Source organism: Micromonospora sp. C31 (genome assembly GCF_018070575.1).
In the GTDB taxonomy this organism is placed as follows: domain Bacteria; phylum Actinomycetota; class Actinomycetes; order Mycobacteriales; family Micromonosporaceae; genus Micromonospora.
The window spans coordinates 199,986-218,248 of sequence record NZ_JAGPXN010000007.1; the positions used below are offsets into that span (position 1 = coordinate 199,986).

15 protein-coding genes are annotated in these 18,263 nt (G+C 73.9%); all 15 read left to right on the forward strand.

Going from position 1 to position 18,263, the window contains the following annotated elements:
* Window positions 1–126: 126 nt before the first annotated feature.
* The 15 genes from pyrR (at window position 127) to KBX06_RS12345 (ending at window position 18,100) form a co-directional block, all read left to right on the forward strand.
* Window positions 127–711 carry a bifunctional pyr operon transcriptional regulator/uracil phosphoribosyltransferase PyrR gene (gene pyrR, locus KBX06_RS12275; protein ID WP_210834603.1) on the forward strand — a complete coding sequence of 195 codons (585 nt, stop codon included), beginning with the start codon at window positions 127–129 and terminating at the stop codon, window positions 709–711.
* Entirely contained in the window at window positions 708–1,634 is a 927-nt protein-coding gene (locus KBX06_RS12280; RefSeq protein ID WP_210834604.1) for an aspartate carbamoyltransferase catalytic subunit, read from the forward strand. Before pyrR ends, KBX06_RS12280 begins: the two co-directional genes overlap by 4 nt.
* Window positions 1,631–2,908 carry a dihydroorotase gene (locus KBX06_RS12285; RefSeq protein WP_210834605.1) on the forward strand — a complete coding sequence of 426 codons (1,278 nt, stop codon included), beginning with the start codon at window positions 1,631–1,633 and terminating at the stop codon, window positions 2,906–2,908. The genes KBX06_RS12280 and KBX06_RS12285 overlap by 4 nt, the downstream gene beginning before the upstream one ends.
* Window positions 2,905–4,104, forward strand: a complete 1,200-nt coding sequence (gene carA, locus KBX06_RS12290) for a glutamine-hydrolyzing carbamoyl-phosphate synthase small subunit (RefSeq protein ID WP_210834606.1) — start codon at window positions 2,905–2,907, stop codon at window positions 4,102–4,104. Before KBX06_RS12285 ends, carA begins: the two co-directional genes overlap by 4 nt.
* A complete protein-coding gene (gene carB, locus KBX06_RS12295) occupies window positions 4,097–7,498 on the forward strand; it encodes a carbamoyl-phosphate synthase large subunit (protein ID WP_210834607.1) in 3,402 nt (1,133 codons plus the stop codon). The genes carA and carB overlap by 8 nt, the downstream gene beginning before the upstream one ends.
* Before the next feature lie 139 nt (window positions 7,499–7,637).
* Window positions 7,638–8,657, forward strand: a complete 1,020-nt coding sequence (locus KBX06_RS12300; protein WP_210834608.1) for a quinone-dependent dihydroorotate dehydrogenase — start codon at window positions 7,638–7,640, stop codon at window positions 8,655–8,657.
* A complete protein-coding gene (locus KBX06_RS12305) occupies window positions 8,654–9,928 on the forward strand; it encodes an adenosylmethionine--8-amino-7-oxononanoate transaminase (RefSeq protein ID WP_210834609.1) in 1,275 nt (424 codons plus the stop codon). Before KBX06_RS12300 ends, KBX06_RS12305 begins: the two co-directional genes overlap by 4 nt.
* Before the next feature lie 110 nt (window positions 9,929–10,038).
* Window positions 10,039–10,878 carry an orotidine-5'-phosphate decarboxylase gene (pyrF, locus tag KBX06_RS12310; protein WP_210834610.1) on the forward strand — a complete coding sequence of 280 codons (840 nt, stop codon included), beginning with the start codon at window positions 10,039–10,041 and terminating at the stop codon, window positions 10,876–10,878.
* Window positions 10,879–11,053: 175 nt separating this feature from the next.
* Window positions 11,054–11,371, forward strand: coding sequence for an integration host factor, actinobacterial type (gene mihF / locus KBX06_RS12315; protein ID WP_007458370.1), 318 nt, complete (start codon window positions 11,054–11,056; stop codon window positions 11,369–11,371).
* Between the two features lie 25 nt (window positions 11,372–11,396).
* The gene (locus KBX06_RS12320; RefSeq protein WP_210834611.1) at window positions 11,397–11,960 is read left to right on the forward strand and encodes a guanylate kinase; all 564 of its coding nucleotides are present in this window, start codon (window positions 11,397–11,399) and stop codon (window positions 11,958–11,960) included.
* Window positions 11,961–11,976: 16 nt separating this feature from the next.
* Window positions 11,977–12,240: a DNA-directed RNA polymerase subunit omega gene (gene rpoZ, locus KBX06_RS12325; RefSeq protein WP_007075826.1), complete on the forward strand. Its 264-nt coding sequence runs from the start codon at window positions 11,977–11,979 to the stop codon at window positions 12,238–12,240.
* A 14-nt stretch (window positions 12,241–12,254) separates the two neighbouring features.
* Entirely contained in the window at window positions 12,255–13,463 is a 1,209-nt protein-coding gene (gene coaBC, locus KBX06_RS12330; RefSeq protein WP_210834612.1) for a bifunctional phosphopantothenoylcysteine decarboxylase/phosphopantothenate--cysteine ligase CoaBC, read from the forward strand.
* Window positions 13,464–13,551: 88 nt separating this feature from the next.
* Window positions 13,552–14,745, forward strand: a complete 1,194-nt coding sequence (metK, locus tag KBX06_RS12335) for a methionine adenosyltransferase (RefSeq protein ID WP_210834613.1) — start codon at window positions 13,552–13,554, stop codon at window positions 14,743–14,745.
* A 71-nt stretch (window positions 14,746–14,816) separates the two neighbouring features.
* On the forward strand, window positions 14,817–16,859 hold the full coding sequence (locus KBX06_RS12340; RefSeq protein WP_247685783.1) for a primosomal protein N': 2,043 nt from the start codon (window positions 14,817–14,819) through the stop codon (window positions 16,857–16,859).
* A 257-nt stretch (window positions 16,860–17,116) separates the two neighbouring features.
* Complete coding sequence (locus KBX06_RS12345; protein ID WP_210834614.1) at window positions 17,117–18,100, forward strand: AAA family ATPase; 984 nt, start codon at window positions 17,117–17,119, stop codon at window positions 18,098–18,100.
* Window positions 18,101–18,263: the final 163 nt, after the last annotated feature.

Sequence of the window (18,263 nt, forward strand, 5' to 3'; positions counted from 1 at the left end):
CGACGGTCAGCGCGGTGACCACTGGTAACGTGGCGTGAAGCCCCGGTACCGAGCCGCTCGCGACCCGGTACCGGCATCCGACGTCCTTTAACGACCCGTCCCGTGAGGCGGGGAAGGAGGTCCGCCGTGGCCTACCCACCGGCTGCGCAGTCACCGCCGCCACGACAACCCTCGGTGAAGGTGATCCTCGCCAGCGCCGACGTCCAGCGCGTGGTCGACCGCATCGCCCACCAGATCCTGGAGAAGACCCAGGGCGCCGAGAACACGGTGCTGCTGGGCATCCCCACCCGGGGCGCCCCGCTCGCGAAGCGGCTCGCCGCCCGGATCAGCACCTTCGAGGACGTGACCGTCCCGGTCGGCGTGCTCGACATCACCCTTCACCGCGACGACCTGCGCCGGCACGCCACCCGCGCGGTCGGGCCGACCCAGGTGCCGCCCGGCGGCATCGACGGCAGGCGGGTCGTCCTCGTCGACGACGTGCTCTTCTCCGGTCGCACGGTGCGGGCCGCGCTCGACGCGCTCAACGACGTCGGGCGGCCGGCGTCCGTCCAACTCGCCGTCCTGGTCGACCGGGGCCACCGCGAGCTGCCGATCCGCGCCGACTACGTGGGCAAGAACATCCCGACGTCCCTGGCGGAGAGCGTGAAGGTCACCCTCGCGGAGACCGACGGCACCGACGAGGTCAAGTTGTACGGGGGGACCCCCGCATGATCCGGCACCTGCTCTCCGGCGCCGACCTGGACGCCGCCACCGCCACGGAGATCCTGGACACGGCCGCCGAGATGGCCACCGTCGCCGGCCGGGAGGTCAAGAAGCTGCCCGCGTTGCGCGGGCGCACCGTGGTCAACCTCTTCTACGAGGACTCCACCCGGACCCGGATCTCGTTCGAGGCGGCGGCGAAGCGGCTCAGCGCCGATGTGATCAACTTTTCGGCCAAGGGCTCCAGCGTGACCAAGGGCGAGAGCCTGAAGGACACCGCGCTGACCCTGCAGGCGATGGGGGCCGACGCGGTGGTCGTCCGGCACCCCGCCTCGGGCGCCCCGCACCGGCTCGCCGACTGGGTCGACGGGTCGGTGGTCAACGCCGGCGACGGCACCCACGAGCACCCCACCCAGGCGCTGCTCGACGCGTACACGATGCGCTCCCGGCTGGGCCGGCTGGCCGGCCTGTCGGTCGCGGTGGTCGGCGACGTCCTGCACAGCCGGGTGGCCCGCTCCAACGTCCTGCTGCTGTCCACGCTCGGCGCCAAGGTGACCCTGGTCGGGCCGCCGACGCTGATCCCCGTCCACATCGCGCAGGCCCTCGCGCCCGGCACCGACGTCTCCTACGACCTCGACGCGGTGCTGCCGCAGTCGGACGTCGTGATGATGCTGCGGGTGCAGCGCGAGCGGATGAACGACTCCTACTTCCCGTCCGCCCGCGAGTACGCCCGCCGCTACGGCCTGGACGGCCCGCGGATGCGCCGGCTGCCCGAGCACGCGATCGTCATGCACCCCGGGCCGATGAACCGGGGGATGGAGATCACGCCCGAGGTCGCCGACTCGCCCCGCTCCACCATCGTCGAACAGGTCGCCAACGGGGTCTCCGTGCGGATGGCCGTCCTCTACCTGCTGCTCGGGGGGAACAACCGGTGAGCTCGTACCTGATCTCCAACGTCAGCGTCGTCGGCGCCGCGCCGACCGACGTGCTGATCCGCGACGGCGTCGTCGCGGCCGTCGGCGCCGGGCTGGACGCGCCGGAGGCGACCGTCGTCGACGGCACCGGGCTGGTCGCCCTGCCCGGCCTGGTCGACCTGCACACCCACCTGCGCGAGCCCGGCCGGGAGGACGCCGAGACCGTCGAGTCGGGGTCCCGGGCGGCGGCGCTCGGCGGCTACACCGCGGTCTGCGCGATGGCCAACACCTCGCCGGTCGCCGACACCGCCGGCGTGGTCGAGCAGGTCTGGCGGCTGGGCCGGGAGGCCGGGCTGGTGGACGTGCAGCCGATCGGCGCGGTCACCGTCGGCCTGGCCGGCGAGCACCTCGCCGAGTTGGGCGCGATGGCCGACTCGGCGGCCCGGGTGCGGATCTTCTCCGACGACGGGCACTGCGTGGCCGACCCGAGGCTGATGCGCCGGGCGCTGGAGTACGTGAAGGCGTTCGACGGGATCATCGCCCAGCACGCCGAGGAGCCCCGGCTCACCGAGGGCGCGCAGATGCACGAGGGCGAGGTCTCGACCCGCCTCGGCCTGACCGGCTGGCCGGCGGTCGCCGAGGAGGCGATCATCGCCCGGGACGTGCTGCTCGCCGAGCACGTGGGCAGCCGCCTGCACGTGTGCCACGTCTCCACCGCCGGCAGCGTCGAGGTGCTGCGCCACGCCAAGGCCCGGGGGGTACGGGTCACCGCCGAGGTCACCCCGCACCACCTGCTGCTGACCGACTCCCGGGCCGAGACCTACGACCCGGTCTACAAGGTCAACCCGCCGTTGCGTACCGCGACCGACATCGCCGCGCTGCGGGCGGCCCTGGTCGACGGCGTGATCGACGTGGTCGCCACCGACCACGCCCCGCACGCGGTGGAGGACAAGGAGTGCGAGTGGGCGTACGCCCGGCCGGGCATGCTCGGCCTGGAGACGGCGCTGTCGATCGCCCTCGACGTGCTCGGCCCGCAGTGGGACCTGATCGCCGAGCGGATGTCGCGCGCCCCGGCCCGGATCGCCGGGCTGGAGGGGCACGGTGTCGACCCGGCGCCCGGGGTGCCGGCGAACCTGACCCTGGTCGACCCGGCCGCCCGCCGCACCATCGAGCCGGCGGAGCTGGCCAGCCGTAGTCGCAACACCCCGTACGCCCGCATGACGCTGCCGGGTCGCATCGTGGCGACCTTCCTGCGCGGCGAGCCGACGGTCCTGGACGGAAAGGCAGTTCTATGACCAAGCGGAGGCCCGCGATCCTCGTCCTGGAGGACGGGCGCACGTTCCACGGCGAGGCGTACGGCAGCGTCGGGGAGACCTTCGGCGAGGCGGTCTTCAACACCGGCATGACCGGCTACCAGGAGACGCTGACCGACCCGTCCTACCACCGTCAGGTGGTGGTGCAGACCGCCCCGCACATCGGCAACACCGGCGTCAACGACTCCGACGACGAGTCGGGCCGGATCTGGGTCGCCGGCTACGTGGTCCGCGACCCGGCCCGCGTCGGCTCGAACTGGCGGGCCACGGGCGGGCTGGAGGAGCGGCTGTCCGCCGAGGGCGTCGTCGGCGTCAGCGGCGTGGACACCCGGGCGCTGACCCGGCACCTGCGCGAGCGCGGCGCGATGCGGGTCGGCATCTCCAGCGTCGAGACCGACCCCCGGGCGTTGCTGGCCCGGGTGCGGCAGGCCCCCGAGATGGTCGGCGCGGACCTGTCGACCGAGGTCACCACGGCGCAGCCGTACGTGGTGGCGGCCTCCGGCGAGCACCGCTTCACGGTCGCCGCGCTGGACCTGGGCATCAAGCGCAACGTCCCGCGCCGGCTCGCCGCCCGGGGGGTCACCACCCACGTGCTGCCGGCCGGCTCCACCGTCGACGACCTGCTCGCCACCGGCGCGGACGCGGTCTTCCTCTCGCCCGGGCCGGGCGACCCGGCCACCGCCGACGGGCCGGTGGCCCTGGCGCGGGAGGTGCTGCGCCGCGAGGTGCCGCTGTTCGGCATCTGCTTCGGCAGCCAGATCCTCGGCCGGGCGCTGGGCTTCGGCACGTACAAGCTCGGCTACGGCCACCGGGGGATCAACCAGCCGGTGCTCGACCGGGTCACCGGCAAGGTCGAGGTGACCAGCCACAACCACGGCTTCGCGGTCGCCTGGCCGGGTCGCGGGCAGGACCCGGGCGCGGTCGAGGTACCCGGCGCACGCCACGGGGCGGTCGTACCCGATGCGGTGATCGAGACCGAGTTCGGCGGCGTCCAGGTCAGTCACGTCTGCCTCAATGACAACGTGGTCGAGGGGCTGCGGGCGAAGGACGTGCCCGCCTTCACCGTCCAGTACCACCCGGAGGCGGCGGCCGGTCCGCACGACGCGGACTACCTCTTCGACCGCTTCGCCGAGCTCATCGAGGGCCGGACCCACAGCGAGGGGCGCACACATGCCTAAGCGGACCGATCTGAAGCACATCCTGGTCATCGGCTCCGGGCCGATCGTGATCGGGCAGGCCTGCGAGTTCGACTACTCCGGCACCCAGGCCTGCCGGGTGCTGCGCAGCGAGGGGATCCGGGTCAGCCTGGTCAACTCGAACCCGGCGACGATCATGACGGACCCGGAGTTCGCCGACGCCACGTACGTGGAGCCGATCACCCCGGAGTTCGTCGAACTGGTGATCGCCAAGGAGCGCCCCGACGCGATCCTGCCCACCCTCGGCGGGCAGACCGCGCTGAACACCGCCGTCGCCCTGCACGAGGCGGGCGTGCTGGAGAAGTACGGCGTGGAGCTGATCGGCGCCAACATCGAGGCGATCAACCGCGGCGAGGACCGGCAGCTGTTCAAGGACATCGTCGCCAAGGCGGGCGTACGCCTGAGGCTCGACGACCCGGCGGGCCTGGTGCCGCGCTCCCGGGTCTGCCACTCGATGGCGGAGGTCGAGGCGACGGTCGCCGAGCTGGGCCTGCCGGTGGTGATCCGCCCGTCGTTCACGATGGGCGGCCTCGGCTCCGGCATGGCGCACACCCCGGAGGACCTGGCCCGCATCGCCGGTGACGGGTTGGCCGCCAGCCCGGTGCACGAGGTGCTCATCGAGGAGAGCGTGCTCGGCTGGAAGGAGTACGAGCTCGAACTGATGCGTGACCGGCACGACAACGTCGTGGTGGTCTGCTCGATCGAGAACGTGGACCCGATGGGCGTGCACACCGGCGACAGCGTCACGGTCGCCCCGGCCATGACGCTCACCGACCGTGAGTACCAGCGGCTGCGCGACCTGGGCATCGCGGTGCTGCGCGAGGTCGGGGTGGACACCGGCGGCTGCAACATCCAGTTCGCCGTCAATCCGGCCGACGGCCGGATCGTGGTGATCGAGATGAACCCCCGGGTGTCCCGGTCGTCGGCGCTGGCCTCGAAGGCCACCGGCTTCCCGATCGCGAAGATCGCCGCGAAGCTGGCCATCGGCTACACCCTCGACGAGATCCCCAACGACATCACCCTGAAGACCCCGGCGGCGTTCGAGCCGGCCCTGGACTACGTGGTGGTGAAGATCCCCCGGTTCGCGTTCGAGAAGTTCCCGGGCGCGGACCCGGAGCTGACCACCACGATGAAGTCCGTCGGCGAGGCGATGAGCCTGGGCCGCAACTTCAGCGAGGCGCTGAACAAGGCGATGCGCTCGATGGAGACGAAGGCGGCCGGATTCTGGACCGTCCCGGACGAGGTCGTCGCTGCCGCGACGGGCGCCGACCCGGCCGGCACGACGAAGGAGGACACCCTCGCCGCGCTGCGGATGCCGCACGACGGCCGGCTCTACACCGTCGAGCGGGCGCTGCGCCTCGGCGCGTCGATCGCCGAGGTGACCGCCGCGTCGGGCGGGATCGACCCCTGGTTCCTGGACCAGATCGCCGCCCTCGTCGAGCTGCGCGCCGAGATCGTGGACGCGCCGGTGCTCGACGCCGAGCTGCTGCGCCGGGCCAAGCGGGCCGGCCTGTCGGACCGGCAGCTGGCCGCGCTACGCCCGGAGCTGGCCGCCGAGGACGGCGTACGGACGCTGCGGCACCGCCTCGGCATCCGACCGGTCTACAAGACGGTGGACACGTGTGCCGCCGAGTTCGAGGCGACCACGCCCTACCACTACTCGACGTACGACCAGGAGACGGAGGTCGTGCCGTCGGCCCGGCCGAAGGTGATGATCCTGGGTTCCGGGCCGAACCGGATCGGTCAGGGCATCGAGTTCGACTACTCCTGCGTGCACGCGGTACAGGCGCTGCGCAGCGCGCCCCTCGGCGGGGCGGCGGGCTCCGGCTACGAGACCGTGATGGTCAACTGCAACCCGGAGACGGTCTCCACCGACTACGACACCGCCGACCGGCTCTACTTCGAACCGCTCACCTTCGAGGACGTGCTGGAGGTCTGGCACGCCGAGGACTCGTCCGGCCGGGCGGCCGGCGGGCCCGGTGTGGTCGGGGTGATCGTCCAGCTCGGCGGGCAGACCCCGCTGGGCCTGGCGCAGCGGCTGAAGGACGCGGGCGTGCCGGTCGTCGGCACCTCCCCGGAGTCGATCCACCTGGCCGAGGAGCGGGGCGCGTTCGGGGCGGTGCTGGCCCGGGCCGGGCTGCGCGCCCCGGCACACGGCATGGCCACCTCGTACGACGAGGCGAAGGCCATCGCCGACGAGATCGGCTACCCGGTGCTGGTCCGACCGTCGTACGTGCTGGGCGGGCGGGGCATGGAGATCGTCTACGACGACGCGACGCTGCGCGACTACATCGGGCGGGCCACCGAGATCTCCCCGGACCACCCGGTGCTGGTCGACCGCTTCCTCGACGACGCCATCGAGATCGACGTGGACGCGCTCTGCGACGCCGACGGCGAGGTCTACCTCGGCGGGGTGATGGAGCACATCGAGGAGGCCGGCATCCACTCCGGCGACTCGTCCTGCGCGCTGCCGCCGATCACGCTGGCGAGTTCGCACGTGGCCCAGGTGCGCCGCTACACCGAGGCGATCGCCCGGGGCGTCGGCGTGCGTGGCCTGCTCAACGTGCAGTACGCGCTGAAGGACGACATGCTCTACGTGCTGGAGGCGAACCCGCGCGCGTCCCGGACGGTGCCCTTCGTCTCCAAGGCCACGGCGGTGCCGCTGGCGAAGGCGGCGGCCCGGATCGCGCTGGGCGCCACCATCGCCGAGCTGCGCGCCGAGGGGCTGCTCCCGGCGACCGGGGACGGCGGCTCGCTGCCGGCGGGCGCCCCGATCGCGGTCAAGGAGGCGGTGCTGCCGTTCAAACGGTTCCGCACCCCCACCGGCAAGGGCGTGGACTCGCTGCTCGGCCCGGAGATGAAGTCCACCGGTGAGGTGATGGGCATCGACGTCGCCTTCGGGCACGCCTTCGCCAAGTCGCAGTCGGCCGCGTACGGGTCGCTGCCGACCGGCGGGAAGATCTTCGTCTCGGTCGCCAACCGGGACAAGCGCGGCATGATCTTCCCGATCAAGCGCCTGGCCGACCTCGGGTTCGAGATCGTGGCCACCACGGGCACGGCGGAGGTGCTGCGCCGGCACGGCATCGCCTGCGAGCAGATCCGCAAGCACTACGAGTCCGGCGGGGGCGAGGACGCGGTGTCGCTGATCCTCGGCGGCGACGTGGCGCTGGTGATCAACACTCCGCAGGGCTCGGGCGCGAGCGCCCGCTCGGACGGCTACGAGATCCGCAGCGCCGCCGTGACGGCGGACATCCCGTGCATCACCACGGTGCCGGGCGCGGCGGCGGCGGTGATGGGCATCGAGGCGCGCATCCGGGGCGACATGCAGGTCCGCCCGCTCCAGGAGCTGCACGCCGCCCTCCGAGCCGCCGAATGACCCCCCACCCCCACCCCCACCCGCACCCGCACCCGCACCCGCACCCGTACCCGCACCCGTACGCGTTGATCATGAAGTTGTTGTCGGCCGGCACGGCGTGTCGCGGCGATAACTTCATGATCAACGGGGGTGGTCGGTCGTGATGTTCGAGCGGGTGGTCCGGCCGGGGTTGTTTCGGATCGGCGGCGGGGATGCCGAGGCCGCGCACGAGTGGACGCTGCGGCGGCTGGCGGGACTCTCCCGCCGGCCGGCGGCGCTGGGGGTGTTGCGGGCCCGGTACGCCGTGCGGGCGCCGCGCACGGTGTTCGGCGTGGAGTTTCCCAACCCGGTCGGGCTCGCCGCCGGGATGGACAAGGACGGCGTGGCCCTGCCGGCCTGGCCGGCGCTGGGCTTCGGCTTCGTCGAGGTCGGCACGGTCACCGCGCACCCACAGCCGGGTAATCCCCGGCCCCGGCTGTTCCGGCTGCCCGGCAGCGAGGCCGTGGTGAACCGGATGGGCTTCAACAACGCCGGCGCCGAGGCCCTCGCGGCCCGGCTCGCGGCGCTGCCCCGCCCGATCGGCGTGCCGCTGGGCATCTCGCTGGGCAAGTCGAAGGTGACCCCGCTGGACGAGGCGGTGCAGGACTACCTCGCCTCGTACCGGGCGCTGCGCGCGCACGGCGACTACTTCGCGGTCAACGTCTCCTCGCCGAACACCCCGGGCCTGCGCTCGCTGCAGGACCGGGCGCACCTGGACGCCATCCTGGCGGCGCTGGTGGGGGAGAAGCCGGTGCTGGTGAAGATCGCCCCGGACCTCACCGAGCCGGCGATCGCCGAGCTGCTGGAGGTCTGCCTGGCCCGGGGCGCCGCCGGGGTGATCGCCACCAACACCACGCTGGCCCGCGACGGCCTGGCCCCGGCGGACCGGGCGCGCGGCGCGCAGACCGGCGGCCTGTCGGGTCGCCCGCTCGCCGACCGCGCCCGCGAGGTGGTCGCCTTCGTGCACCGCGAGACCGGTGGTCGGCTGCCGGTGATCGGCGTCGGGGGGATCGTGGACCCGGACGCCGCGGCCCGGATGTTCGACGCCGGCGCCGCCCTGGTGCAGCTCTACACCGGCTTCATCTACCGTGGCCCGGCCCTGGTCCGTGCCGCCGTGCGCGCCGCGAGGACGGGCGGGTGACCCCCGAGCAGATCCTGGCGGCCGACCGGGCGCACGTCTGGCACCCGTACGCGGCCCTGCCGCCGGCCAGCGCGCCCTACCTGGTGAAAGGCGCCGAGGGCGTACGGCTGCGGCTGGCCGACGGCCGGGAGCTGGTCGACGGGATGTCGTCGTGGTGGGCGGCGATCCACGGCTACCGGCACCCGGTGCTCGACGCGGCGGTGACCGACCAGCTCGGCCGGATGAGCCACGTGATGTTCGGCGGGCTCACCCACGAGCCGGCGGTGCGCCTGGCGGCCACGCTGGTCGAGTTGGCCCCGGACGGGCTGGAGCACGTCTTCCTGGCCGACTCCGGCTCGGTCGGCGTCGAGGTCGCGATCAAGATGTGCCTGCAGTACCAGCGGGCCACGGGCCGGCCGGAGCGCCGCCGGTTGGGCACCTGGCGGGGCGGCTACCACGGCGACACGTTCCACCCGATGAGCGTCTGCGACCCCGAGGGCGGCATGCACCACCTCTGGGGCGACGTGCTGCCCCGGCAGGTCTTCGCTCCCGTGCCGCCCGGCGGGTTCGACACCCCGCCGGATCCGGCCTACGTGGCGACAATGGTCGAGGCGGTCGAGCGGCACGCCCACGAGCTGGCCGCGGTCGTCGTGGAGCCGGTGGTCCAGGGCGCCGGCGGGATGCGCTTCCACCATCCGCACTACCTGCGGGTGCTGCGCGAGGTGACCCGGGCGCACGGCGTGCTGCTGATCTTCGACGAGATCGCCACCGGTTTCGGGCGCACGGGCGCCATGTTCGCCGCCGAGCACGCCGGGGTGGCTCCCGACGTGATGTGCGTGGGCAAGGCGCTCACCGGCGGGTACCTGACGCTGGCCGCCACGCTCTGCACGGCGCAGGTCGCCCGGGGCATCTCCGCCGGCGGCGTGCTGGCGCACGGCCCGACGTTCATGGGCAACCCGCTGGCCTGTGCGGTCGCCAACGCCTCCCTCGGCCTGCTGCGGGCGGGGGACTGGGCGGGGCAGGTGGCGAGGGTGCAGGCGGGCCTGCGGGCCGGCCTGGAGCCGTTGCGTGGAGCGCCGGGGGTGCTCGACGTGCGGGTGCTGGGCGCGATCGGCGTGGTCCAGCTCGACCGCGAGGTGGACCTGGGCGCCGCCACCGCCGCCGCGGTCGCCGAGGGGGTCTGGCTGCGGCCGTTCCGCGACCTGGTCTACACCATGCCGCCGTACGTCACCGACGACGCCGACCTGGCCCGGATCGCCGCGGGGGTCGCCGCCGCGGTGCGGGCCGGCTGAGCCGCCGGTCGCGCTCCGGCGGCCGTACGCGGACGGCGTGGACGGCCCGCGACGCAGAGACGTGTCCCGGCGGCGGAGGCCCCGGGCGCCGAGGAGAGGGAGAGAACCGGATGGAGAGCTTTGGCGCCCGCCTGCACCGGGCCGTCACGGAGCGGGGGCCGCTCTGCGTCGGCATCGACCCGCACCCGGGGCTGCTGGCCCGCTGGGGGCTCGACGACGACATCAGCGGGCTTGACCGCTTCGCCCGGACGGTCACGGAAGCCCTTGGTGACCGGGTCGCGGTGGTGAAGCCCCAGTCGGCCTTTTTCGAGCGGTTCGGCTCGAAAGGTATCGCGATTCTTGAGTCAACTATCCGACAGTTACGCGAGGCCGGCTCGCTCGTTCTGCTCGACGTCAAGCGCGGTGACATCGGCTCGACCGTCGCCGCGTACGCCTCGGCGTACCTCGACCCATCCAGCCCGGTCCATGTGGACGCGGTGACCGCGAGCCCGTTCCTCGGTGTCGGCGCGCTCGCGCCGATGTTCGATCTGGCCGCCGAGCACGGCGGCGGGGTCTTCGTGCTGGCGCTCACCTCCAACCCCGAGGGCGCCGCCGTGCAGCGCGCCCGCACCGCCGACGGGCGCACCGTCGCGCAGGCCGTCATCGACGAGATTTCCCAGCTCAACGCGGGTGCCCAGCCGCTCGGCAGCGTCGGGCTGGTGGTCGGGGCGACCATCGGTGACACCGGTCACGACCTCTCCGCCGTGAACGGTCCGCTGCTCGCCCCGGGCCTCGGCGCGCAGGGCGCCACGGCGGCGGATCTGCGCGTCGTGTTCGGCTCCGCCCTGCCCGCGGTGCTGCCCTCGTACTCGCGGGAGGTGCTGGGCGCGGGCCCGGATCCGGACGCGCTGCGGGCCGCCGCCGAGCGGGCCCTGACCGCCTGTCGGGCCGTCCTCGCCACTGGTGACTGACTGACGGCTCGGTCACCTTTGTAAAGATCATCGCGCGTCCACGTTGCCGAATGCGCCGTCGAACGCTAGTTTTCCCCGCGCTGGGAACCACGGACCCCTTGGTTCACAGCGACACCACGTTTCACAGATGCGGCGGTGCGTCCCGCCCGTCGCGATAGGGACCTGAGGAGAACTGGTGCCGCTCCCGTCACTGACCCCGGAACAGCGCGCTGCCGCGCTGGAGAAGGCCGCGGAGATCCGCAAGGCCCGTGCTGAGCTGAAGGAGCAGCTCAAGCAGGGCAAGACCACCCTCGGAGCCGTCCTCGAGCGTGCCGAGTCCGACGACGTCGTCGGCAAGCTCAAGGTCTCCGCCGTGCTGCAGGCGATGCCGGGTATCGGCAAGATCCGGGCCACCCAGATCATGGAGAAGCTCAAGATCGCCGACAGCCGGCGCCTGCGTGGCCTCGGCGAGCAGCAGCGCAAGGCACTGCTTGGAGAGTTCGCCGCCAACTGAGGCTGGCTGCGTGTAGAAACAAGCAGTGAGCACGGATGACGAGGCGCGCCCGGCGGCTCGGCTCACTGTCCTGACGGGGCCTTCGGGCTCCGGCACGGAGAGTGTCGTCGAGCGCGTCCGGGCGCGTTCTCCGTCCATCTGGGTCCCGGTGCCGGCCACCACGCGCCCGCGCCGGGAACGCGAGCTGGACGGCGTCGACCGGCTCTTCCTGGCCCCCGCCGAGTTCGACCGGATGGTCGCCGCCGGGGAACTGCTGGAGTGGAGCCGGGCCGGGCCCCACCGGCGCGGCACTCCCCTCGAACCGCTGCGGTCCCGGCTCGCCGCCGGGCAACCCGTGCTGATCGGCCTCGACCTCGCCGGCGCGCTGCTGGCCCGGGCGGTGCTGCCCGACGCCCGGCTGGTGCTGCTGCACCCGCCGGGGAACGTTCCCGCGCAGGCCACGCCGGCCGGCTTCGAACACACCCTCGCGCACGACCTGACCGGGCGGGTCGTCGACGAGCTGGTAGGCTTGTCCGGTTCTTCTTTCCTGGCTCCGGCGCCACCGCGCGTGCGCGGTGGACCGCCAGCACCGCCGCGTGCGGTGCGATAGACGCAGAGGTTAATTCGTGGGATCCATCGCAAACCCCGAAGGCATCACCAACCCGCCGATCGACGAGCTTCTCGAGAAGACGACCTCGAAGTACGCGCTGGTGATCTTCGCCGCCAAGCGCGCCCGCCAGGTCAACGCCTACTACAGCCAGCTCGGCGAGGGGCTGCTGGAATACGTCGGCCCCCTGGTCGAGACCACCCCGCAGGAGAAGCCGCTCTCCATCGCCATGCGCGAGATCAACGCGGGCCTGCTCACCGCCGAGCCGACCGACCAGCCGTAATCCGCCGCGCGTCGATGTCCCCCCGGATCGTCCTCGGGGTCGGCGGCGGCATCGCCGCCTACAAGGCGTGCGAGCTGCTGCGGCTCCTCACCGAGTCGGGCCACCAGGTCCGGGTCGTGCCGACCGCGTCGGCGTTGCGCTTCGTCGGGGCCCCGACCTGGGCGGCGCTCTCCGGCCAGCCCGTCGCCGACGACGTCTGGTCGGACGTGCACGAGGTGCCGCACGTCCGGCTCGGTCAGCAGGCCGACCTGGTGTTGGTCGCGCCGGCCACCGCCGACCTGCTGGCCAAGGCCGCCCACGGCCTCGCCGACGACCTGCTCACCAACACGCTGCTGACCGCCCGCTGCCCCGTCGTGCTGGCCCCGGCCATGCACACCGAGATGTGGGAGCACCCGGCCACCGTCGCCAACGTCGCGACCCTGCGCTCCCGGGGCGTACGCGTCGTCGAGCCCGCCGTCGGGCGGCTCACCGGCGCCGACACCGGCAAGGGCCGGCTGCCCGACCCGGCGGAGATCTTCGCGGTCGCCCGCCGGGCCCTCGCGCGGGGCGTCGCGGCCCCCGCCGACCTGGCCGGGCGACACGTGGTGGTGACCGCCGGCGGCACCCGCGAGCCGCTCGACCCCGTCCGCTTCCTGGGCAACCGCTCCTCGGGCAAGCAGGGCTACGCCTTCGCCCGCTGCGCGGTGGCCCGGGGCGCCCGGGTCACCCTGATCTCGGCCAACGTCTCGCTGCCCGATCCCGCCGGCGTCGACCTGGTCCGGGTCGGCACCACCGGCGAGCTGCGCGACGCCACGCTGGCGGCGGCCGCCGAGGCCGACGCGGTGGTGATGGCGGCGGCTCCGGCCGATTTCCGCCCCGCGACCTACGCGCCTGGCAAAATCAAGAAGTCGGACGACGGCAGCGCACCCACCATCGAGCTCGTCACCAACCCGGACATCGCGGCCGAGCTGGGCCGGCGCCGTCGCCCGGAGCAGGTGCTGGTGGTGTTCGCCGCGGAGACGGGCGACGCCGAGGCCAACGGCCGGGCCAAGCTCGCCCGCAAGCGGGCGGACCTCGTCGTGATCAACGAGGTCGGGCCCGACAAGGTCTTCGGCGCCGAGACCAACGCGGCGACGGTCATCGGCGCGGACGGTTCGGTCAGCCGGATGCCCGAGCGGTCCAAGGAGGACCTCGCCGACGGCGTCTGGGACCTCGTGGTGGCCCGGTTGCCCGGCCGTTCCTGACGGCTGGAACCGGGCACGACCGAAGGGGCCAGGCTCTGCCGCGGATGACTACACTGCCGCGGAACGACTTCCACAATTTAGGAGTGCCGTGACACGCCGCCTCTTCACTTCCGAATCGGTCACGGAAGGCCACCCGGACAAGATCGCTGACCAGATCAGCGACGGTATCCTCGATGCCCTGCTCGCCGAGGACCCGCGCAGCCGCGTGGCCGTGGAGACCCTGATCACCACCGGCCAGGTGCACATCGCGGGCGAGGTGACCACCAAGGCGTACGCCGACATCCCGACCATCGTCCGCCGGACCATCCTCGACATCGGCTACGACTCGTCGAAGAAGGGCTTCGACGGCGCCTCGTGCGGCGTCAGCGTCTCCATCGGCGCCCAGTCCGAGGACATCGCGCAGGGCGTCGACAACGCCTTCGAGTTGCGTACCGGGGCGTCGGAGAGCGCGCTGGACGCACAGGGCGCCGGCGACCAGGGCATGATGTTCGGCTTCGCCTGCTCGGAGACGCCGGAGCTGATGCCGCTGCCGATCGCCCTGGCGCACCGGCTGGCCCGGCGGCTCTCCCAGGTGCGCAAGGACGGCACGATCCCGTACCTGCGTCCCGACGGCAAGACCCAGGTCACCATCGAGTACGAGGGGCTGCGCCCCGTCCGGCTCAACACGGTGGTGGTCTCCAGCCAGCACGCCGCCGACATCTCGCTGGAGTCGCTGCTCACCCCCGACGTGCGCGAGCACGTCATCGGCCCGGAGCTGGAGAGCCTCGGTCTCGACACCGAGGGCTACCGGCTGCTGGTCAACCCGACCGGCCGGTTCGAGATCGGCGGGCCGATGGGCGACGCCGGCCTGACCGGCCGCAAGATCATCGTCGACACCTACGGCGGCTACGCCCGCCACGGTGGCGGCGCGTTCTCCGGCAAGGACCCGTCGAAGGTGGACCGCTCGGCGGCGTACGCGACGCGTTGGGTGGCCAAGAACGTCGTCGCCGCCGGCCTGGCCGAGCGGTGCGAGGTCCAGGTCGCGTACGCGATCGGCAAGGCCCACCCGGTCAGCCTCTTCGTCGAGACGTTCGGCACCGAGACCGTGCCGGTCGCCTCGATCGAGAAGGCCGTCTCCGAGGTCTTCGACCTGCGTCCGGCTGCCATCATCCGCGACCTCAACCTGCTCCGCCCGATCTACCAGCAGACCGCCGCCTACGGCCACTTCGGCCGGGAGCTGCCGGACCTGACCTGGGAGAGCACCGACCGGGCCGCCGACCTCAAGTCGGCCGCGGGAGCCTGACCGGCACCAGGCGCAGCGACCGGCGACCCGCGGACGGGTCGCCGGTCGCTCGTGTCTGCGTCGACGTTCCCCTGGCCCACCTGGACCGCCCCTTCGACTACCTCGTCCCGGCCGGGCTGGACGCCGACGCCGTCCCGGGCGTGCGCGTGAAGGTCCGCTTCGCGGGGCAGCTCGTCGACGGCTGGTTGCTGGAGCGGGCCGACGACTCGGGGCACACCGGTCGGCTGGCGTACCTGGAGAAGGTCGTCTCGCCCGAGCCGGTGCTCGCGCCGGAGGTCGCCCGGCTGGCCCGGACGGTCGCGGACCGCTACGCCGGCAGCCTCGCCGACGTGCTCCGCCTCGCCGTCCCGCCCCGGCACGCCCGGGTGGAGAAGGACGTCCGCGCCCGCGCCGCCGCCGGAGACGAACGCCCCGCCGTGCCGGACGAACGCGTGCCGGACCTGGGCCCCGCCGTGCCGGAGGGTGATCCCGGCGGGTCGGGCGTCGCCGCACCCGCGGGGGAGACCCCGGACCAGGACCCACCGCGGCCCGCCCCGGCCGGTGCCGCCCCGTCGGCCGGGCCCGGTCCCGATGCCTGGCGGGACTACCCGGCCGGGCCGGCGCTGCTCCGGGCGCTCGCCGACGGGCGGGCCCCCCGGGCGGTCTGGTCGGCGCTGCCCGGGGAGGACTGGCCCGCGCGGTACGCCGAGGCCGTCGCCGCCACCGTGGCCGGCGGCCGGGGCGCGGTGGTGGTCGTCGCCGACAACCGCGACCTGGACCGCCTCGACGCCGCCCTGCACGACGCCCTGGGCCCGGGACGGCACGTCTGCCTCTCCGCCGCGCTCGGTCCCGCCCGGCGCTACCGGGCCTTCCTCGCCGCCCGGCGCGGTGACGTGGCGGTGGTCGTGGGCACCCGGGCCGCGATGTTCGCCCCGGTCGCCCGCCTCGGGCTGGTGGCGATCTGGGACGACGGCGACGACCTGCACGCCGAGCTCCGGGCGCCCTATCCGCACGCCCGGGAGGTGCTGCTCACCCGCGCCCAGCTCGGCGACGCCGCCGCGATCGTGGGCGGGTACACCCGTACCGCCGAGGCGCAGCTGCTGGTGGAGACCGGCTGGGCCCGCGAGGTGGTGGCCGACCGGGCGACCCTGCGTGCCCGGATGCCCGCGATCGCGCCCACCGGCGACGACCCACAGCTGGCCCGGGACCCCGGTGCGGCCACCGCCCGGCTGCCCAGCCTGGCCTGGACCACCGCCCGGGAGGCGCTGCGCGCGGACCTGCCGGTGCTGGTCCAGGTGCCCCGCCGCGGCTACCTGCCCTCGGTGGCCTGCGCCGAGTGCCGCACCCCGGCGCGGTGCCCGCACTGCGCCGGGCCGCTCGCGCTGCCGTCGGCCGAGGGCACTCCCGCGTGCCGCTGGTGCGGGCGGGTCACCGCCGCGTACGCCTGCCCGGAGTGCGGTGGGCGGCGGCTGCGCGCCTCCGTCACCGGCGCCCGGCGCACCGCCGAGGAACTGGGCCGGGCCTTCCCGGGCGTGCCGGTGCGCACCTCCGGGCGGGAGGAGGTGCTGGCCGTGGTCCCGGGCGGCGCGGGCCTCGTCATCGCCACCCCCGGTGCCGAGCCGGTCGCCGAGGGCGGCTTCGGGGCGGTGCTGCTGCTCGACTCGTGGGCCCTGCTCACCCGGGCCGACCTGCGGGCGGGGGAGGAGGCGCTGCGCCGCTGGCTGACGGCCGCCGCGCTGGCCCGCCCCGCCGCCGCCGGCGGTCGGGTCGTGGTGGTCGCCGACGGGGCGCTCGCCCCCGTGCAGGCGCTGCTGCGCTGGGACGCCGGCTGGTTCGCCGCCCGGGAGCTGGCCGAGCGGCGGGAGCTGGGCTTCCCGCCGGCGGTGCGGATGGCCAGCGTGACCGGCCTGCCCGCCGCGGTGGCCGACCTGCTGGCCGAGGCCCGGCTACCGGCGGAGGCCGAGCTGCTCGGGCCGGTGCCGGCCGACGGGGACCGGGAGCGGATGCTGGTCCGGGTGCCCCGGGCCCGGGCCGCCGCGCTGGCCGGCGCGCTGCACTCGGCGGCCGGGGTGCGCGCCGCCCGTAAGGCCGCCGACCCGGTCCGTCTCCAGGTCGACCCGCTGGCTCTCTTCTGACCGACGACCCGGTCGCCACGGTGCCGCTCGCACCGCCCGACCTGGCCCGTCGTCGCACGCCGTGTCCGGCGGTGCGACGGGGCGCGGGTGATAGCATCGCCCGTCATGCCCGGGCGTACGACGGCTCCAGGTCGCGGCGCGGCACCAGCCGCGCCGAGCTGGGGTCGTGGCCGGATCGCGCGACGGTGGCGGGAGCGCGTCGACTCGGCGCGATGTCGATGATGTCATAACAGCCGGTGATCAGAGGTGGACCAGTCGTGACCGTTCGTCAGTCGATCGTCTTCAATGGTGACCTCGGCAGCGGCAAGAGCACCGTCTCCGTGGAGATCGCCGAGCGCCTCGGCCTGCGCCGGGTCAGTGTCGGCGACCTCTACCGCCAGATGGCGCAGGAGCGGCAGATGACCGCGCTCCAGCTCAACCTGCACGCCGAGCTGGACCAGGCCGTCGACGGCTACGTCGACCAGCTCCAGCGCGACATCGCGGCCTCGGGCGAGCGGCTCGTCATGGACTCCCGGCTGGCCTGGCACTTCTTCACCGACGCGCTCAAGGTGCACATGATCACCGAGCCGGGCGAGGCGGCCCGGCGGGTGCTGGCCCGCCCCTCCGGCCCGGCCGAGAGCTACGCCTCCATGGAGGAGGCCAAGGCCAAGCTGCGGGAGCGCAGCGAGAGCGAGCGGGGCCGGTTCATCGTCCGCTACGGCGTGGACAAGGCCCGACTGCGCAACTACGACCTGGTCTGCGACACCACCCGTGCCTCGGCCGCCGAGGTCATCGAGCGCATCGTCGACGCGTACGAGGGCCGGCTGTGCGCGGACGTGCTGCGCGACGCGCCGCCGCTGCTGCTGCTCGACCCGGCCCGCGTCTATCCGACCGAGGACGTCACCGGCCTGCGCGACCTGTGGGGCTCGGAGTTCGTCGGCGAGGTGGCCGCCGGTGGCGACGAGGCACTGGAGCCGCTGCGGATCGGCTACACCGGGGAGTACTTCTTCGTCGTCGACGGGCACCGCCGTCTCAGCGCCGCCCTGCAGAGCGGCTTCCACCTGGTGCCGGCGCAGCTCGTCGCCGAGGTGAACGAGCCGGTGGTCGGCGGGATGAGCGCCGTGGACTACTTCGCCGCCCAGGCGCGACCCGGCCTGATCCACGACTGGGAGGCCGCCCACTCCATCGAGCTGCCGCTGCCCGAGCACGCCCTGCTCGGCGGCGACGCGGTCCTGGCCGGGGAGCCGGGCACCGGCGTCTGAGCCCGCCCGTACCGCGCCGCCCCGGACAGCGACGCGGTCGGCCGGCGCTGCCCGGGCTGGCCCCGGCCGTCCGCCGCGGCGCCGGGTCCGGCTGGCCCGGCGCGGCTACCCGGGGCTGCGGGTGACCATCGACACCCCACCGTCCGCGCCGCGTCGCGGTACG

Excerpts from the sequence above, each read along its gene's own strand:
- KBX06_RS12280 (WP_210834604.1), top strand. The coding sequence starts at position 708 with ATGATCCGGCACCTGCTCTCCGGCGCCGACCTGGACGCCGCCACCGCC.
- carA (WP_210834606.1), top strand. The coding sequence starts at position 2,905 with ATGACCAAGCGGAGGCCCGCGATCCTCGTCCTGGAGGACGGGCGCACG.
- carB (WP_210834607.1), top strand. The coding sequence starts at position 4,097 with ATGCCTAAGCGGACCGATCTGAAGCACATCCTGGTCATCGGCTCCGGG.
- pyrF (WP_210834610.1), top strand. The coding sequence starts at position 10,039 with ATGGAGAGCTTTGGCGCCCGCCTGCACCGGGCCGTCACGGAGCGGGGG.
- coaBC (WP_210834612.1), top strand. The coding sequence starts at position 12,255 with ATGTCCCCCCGGATCGTCCTCGGGGTCGGCGGCGGCATCGCCGCCTAC.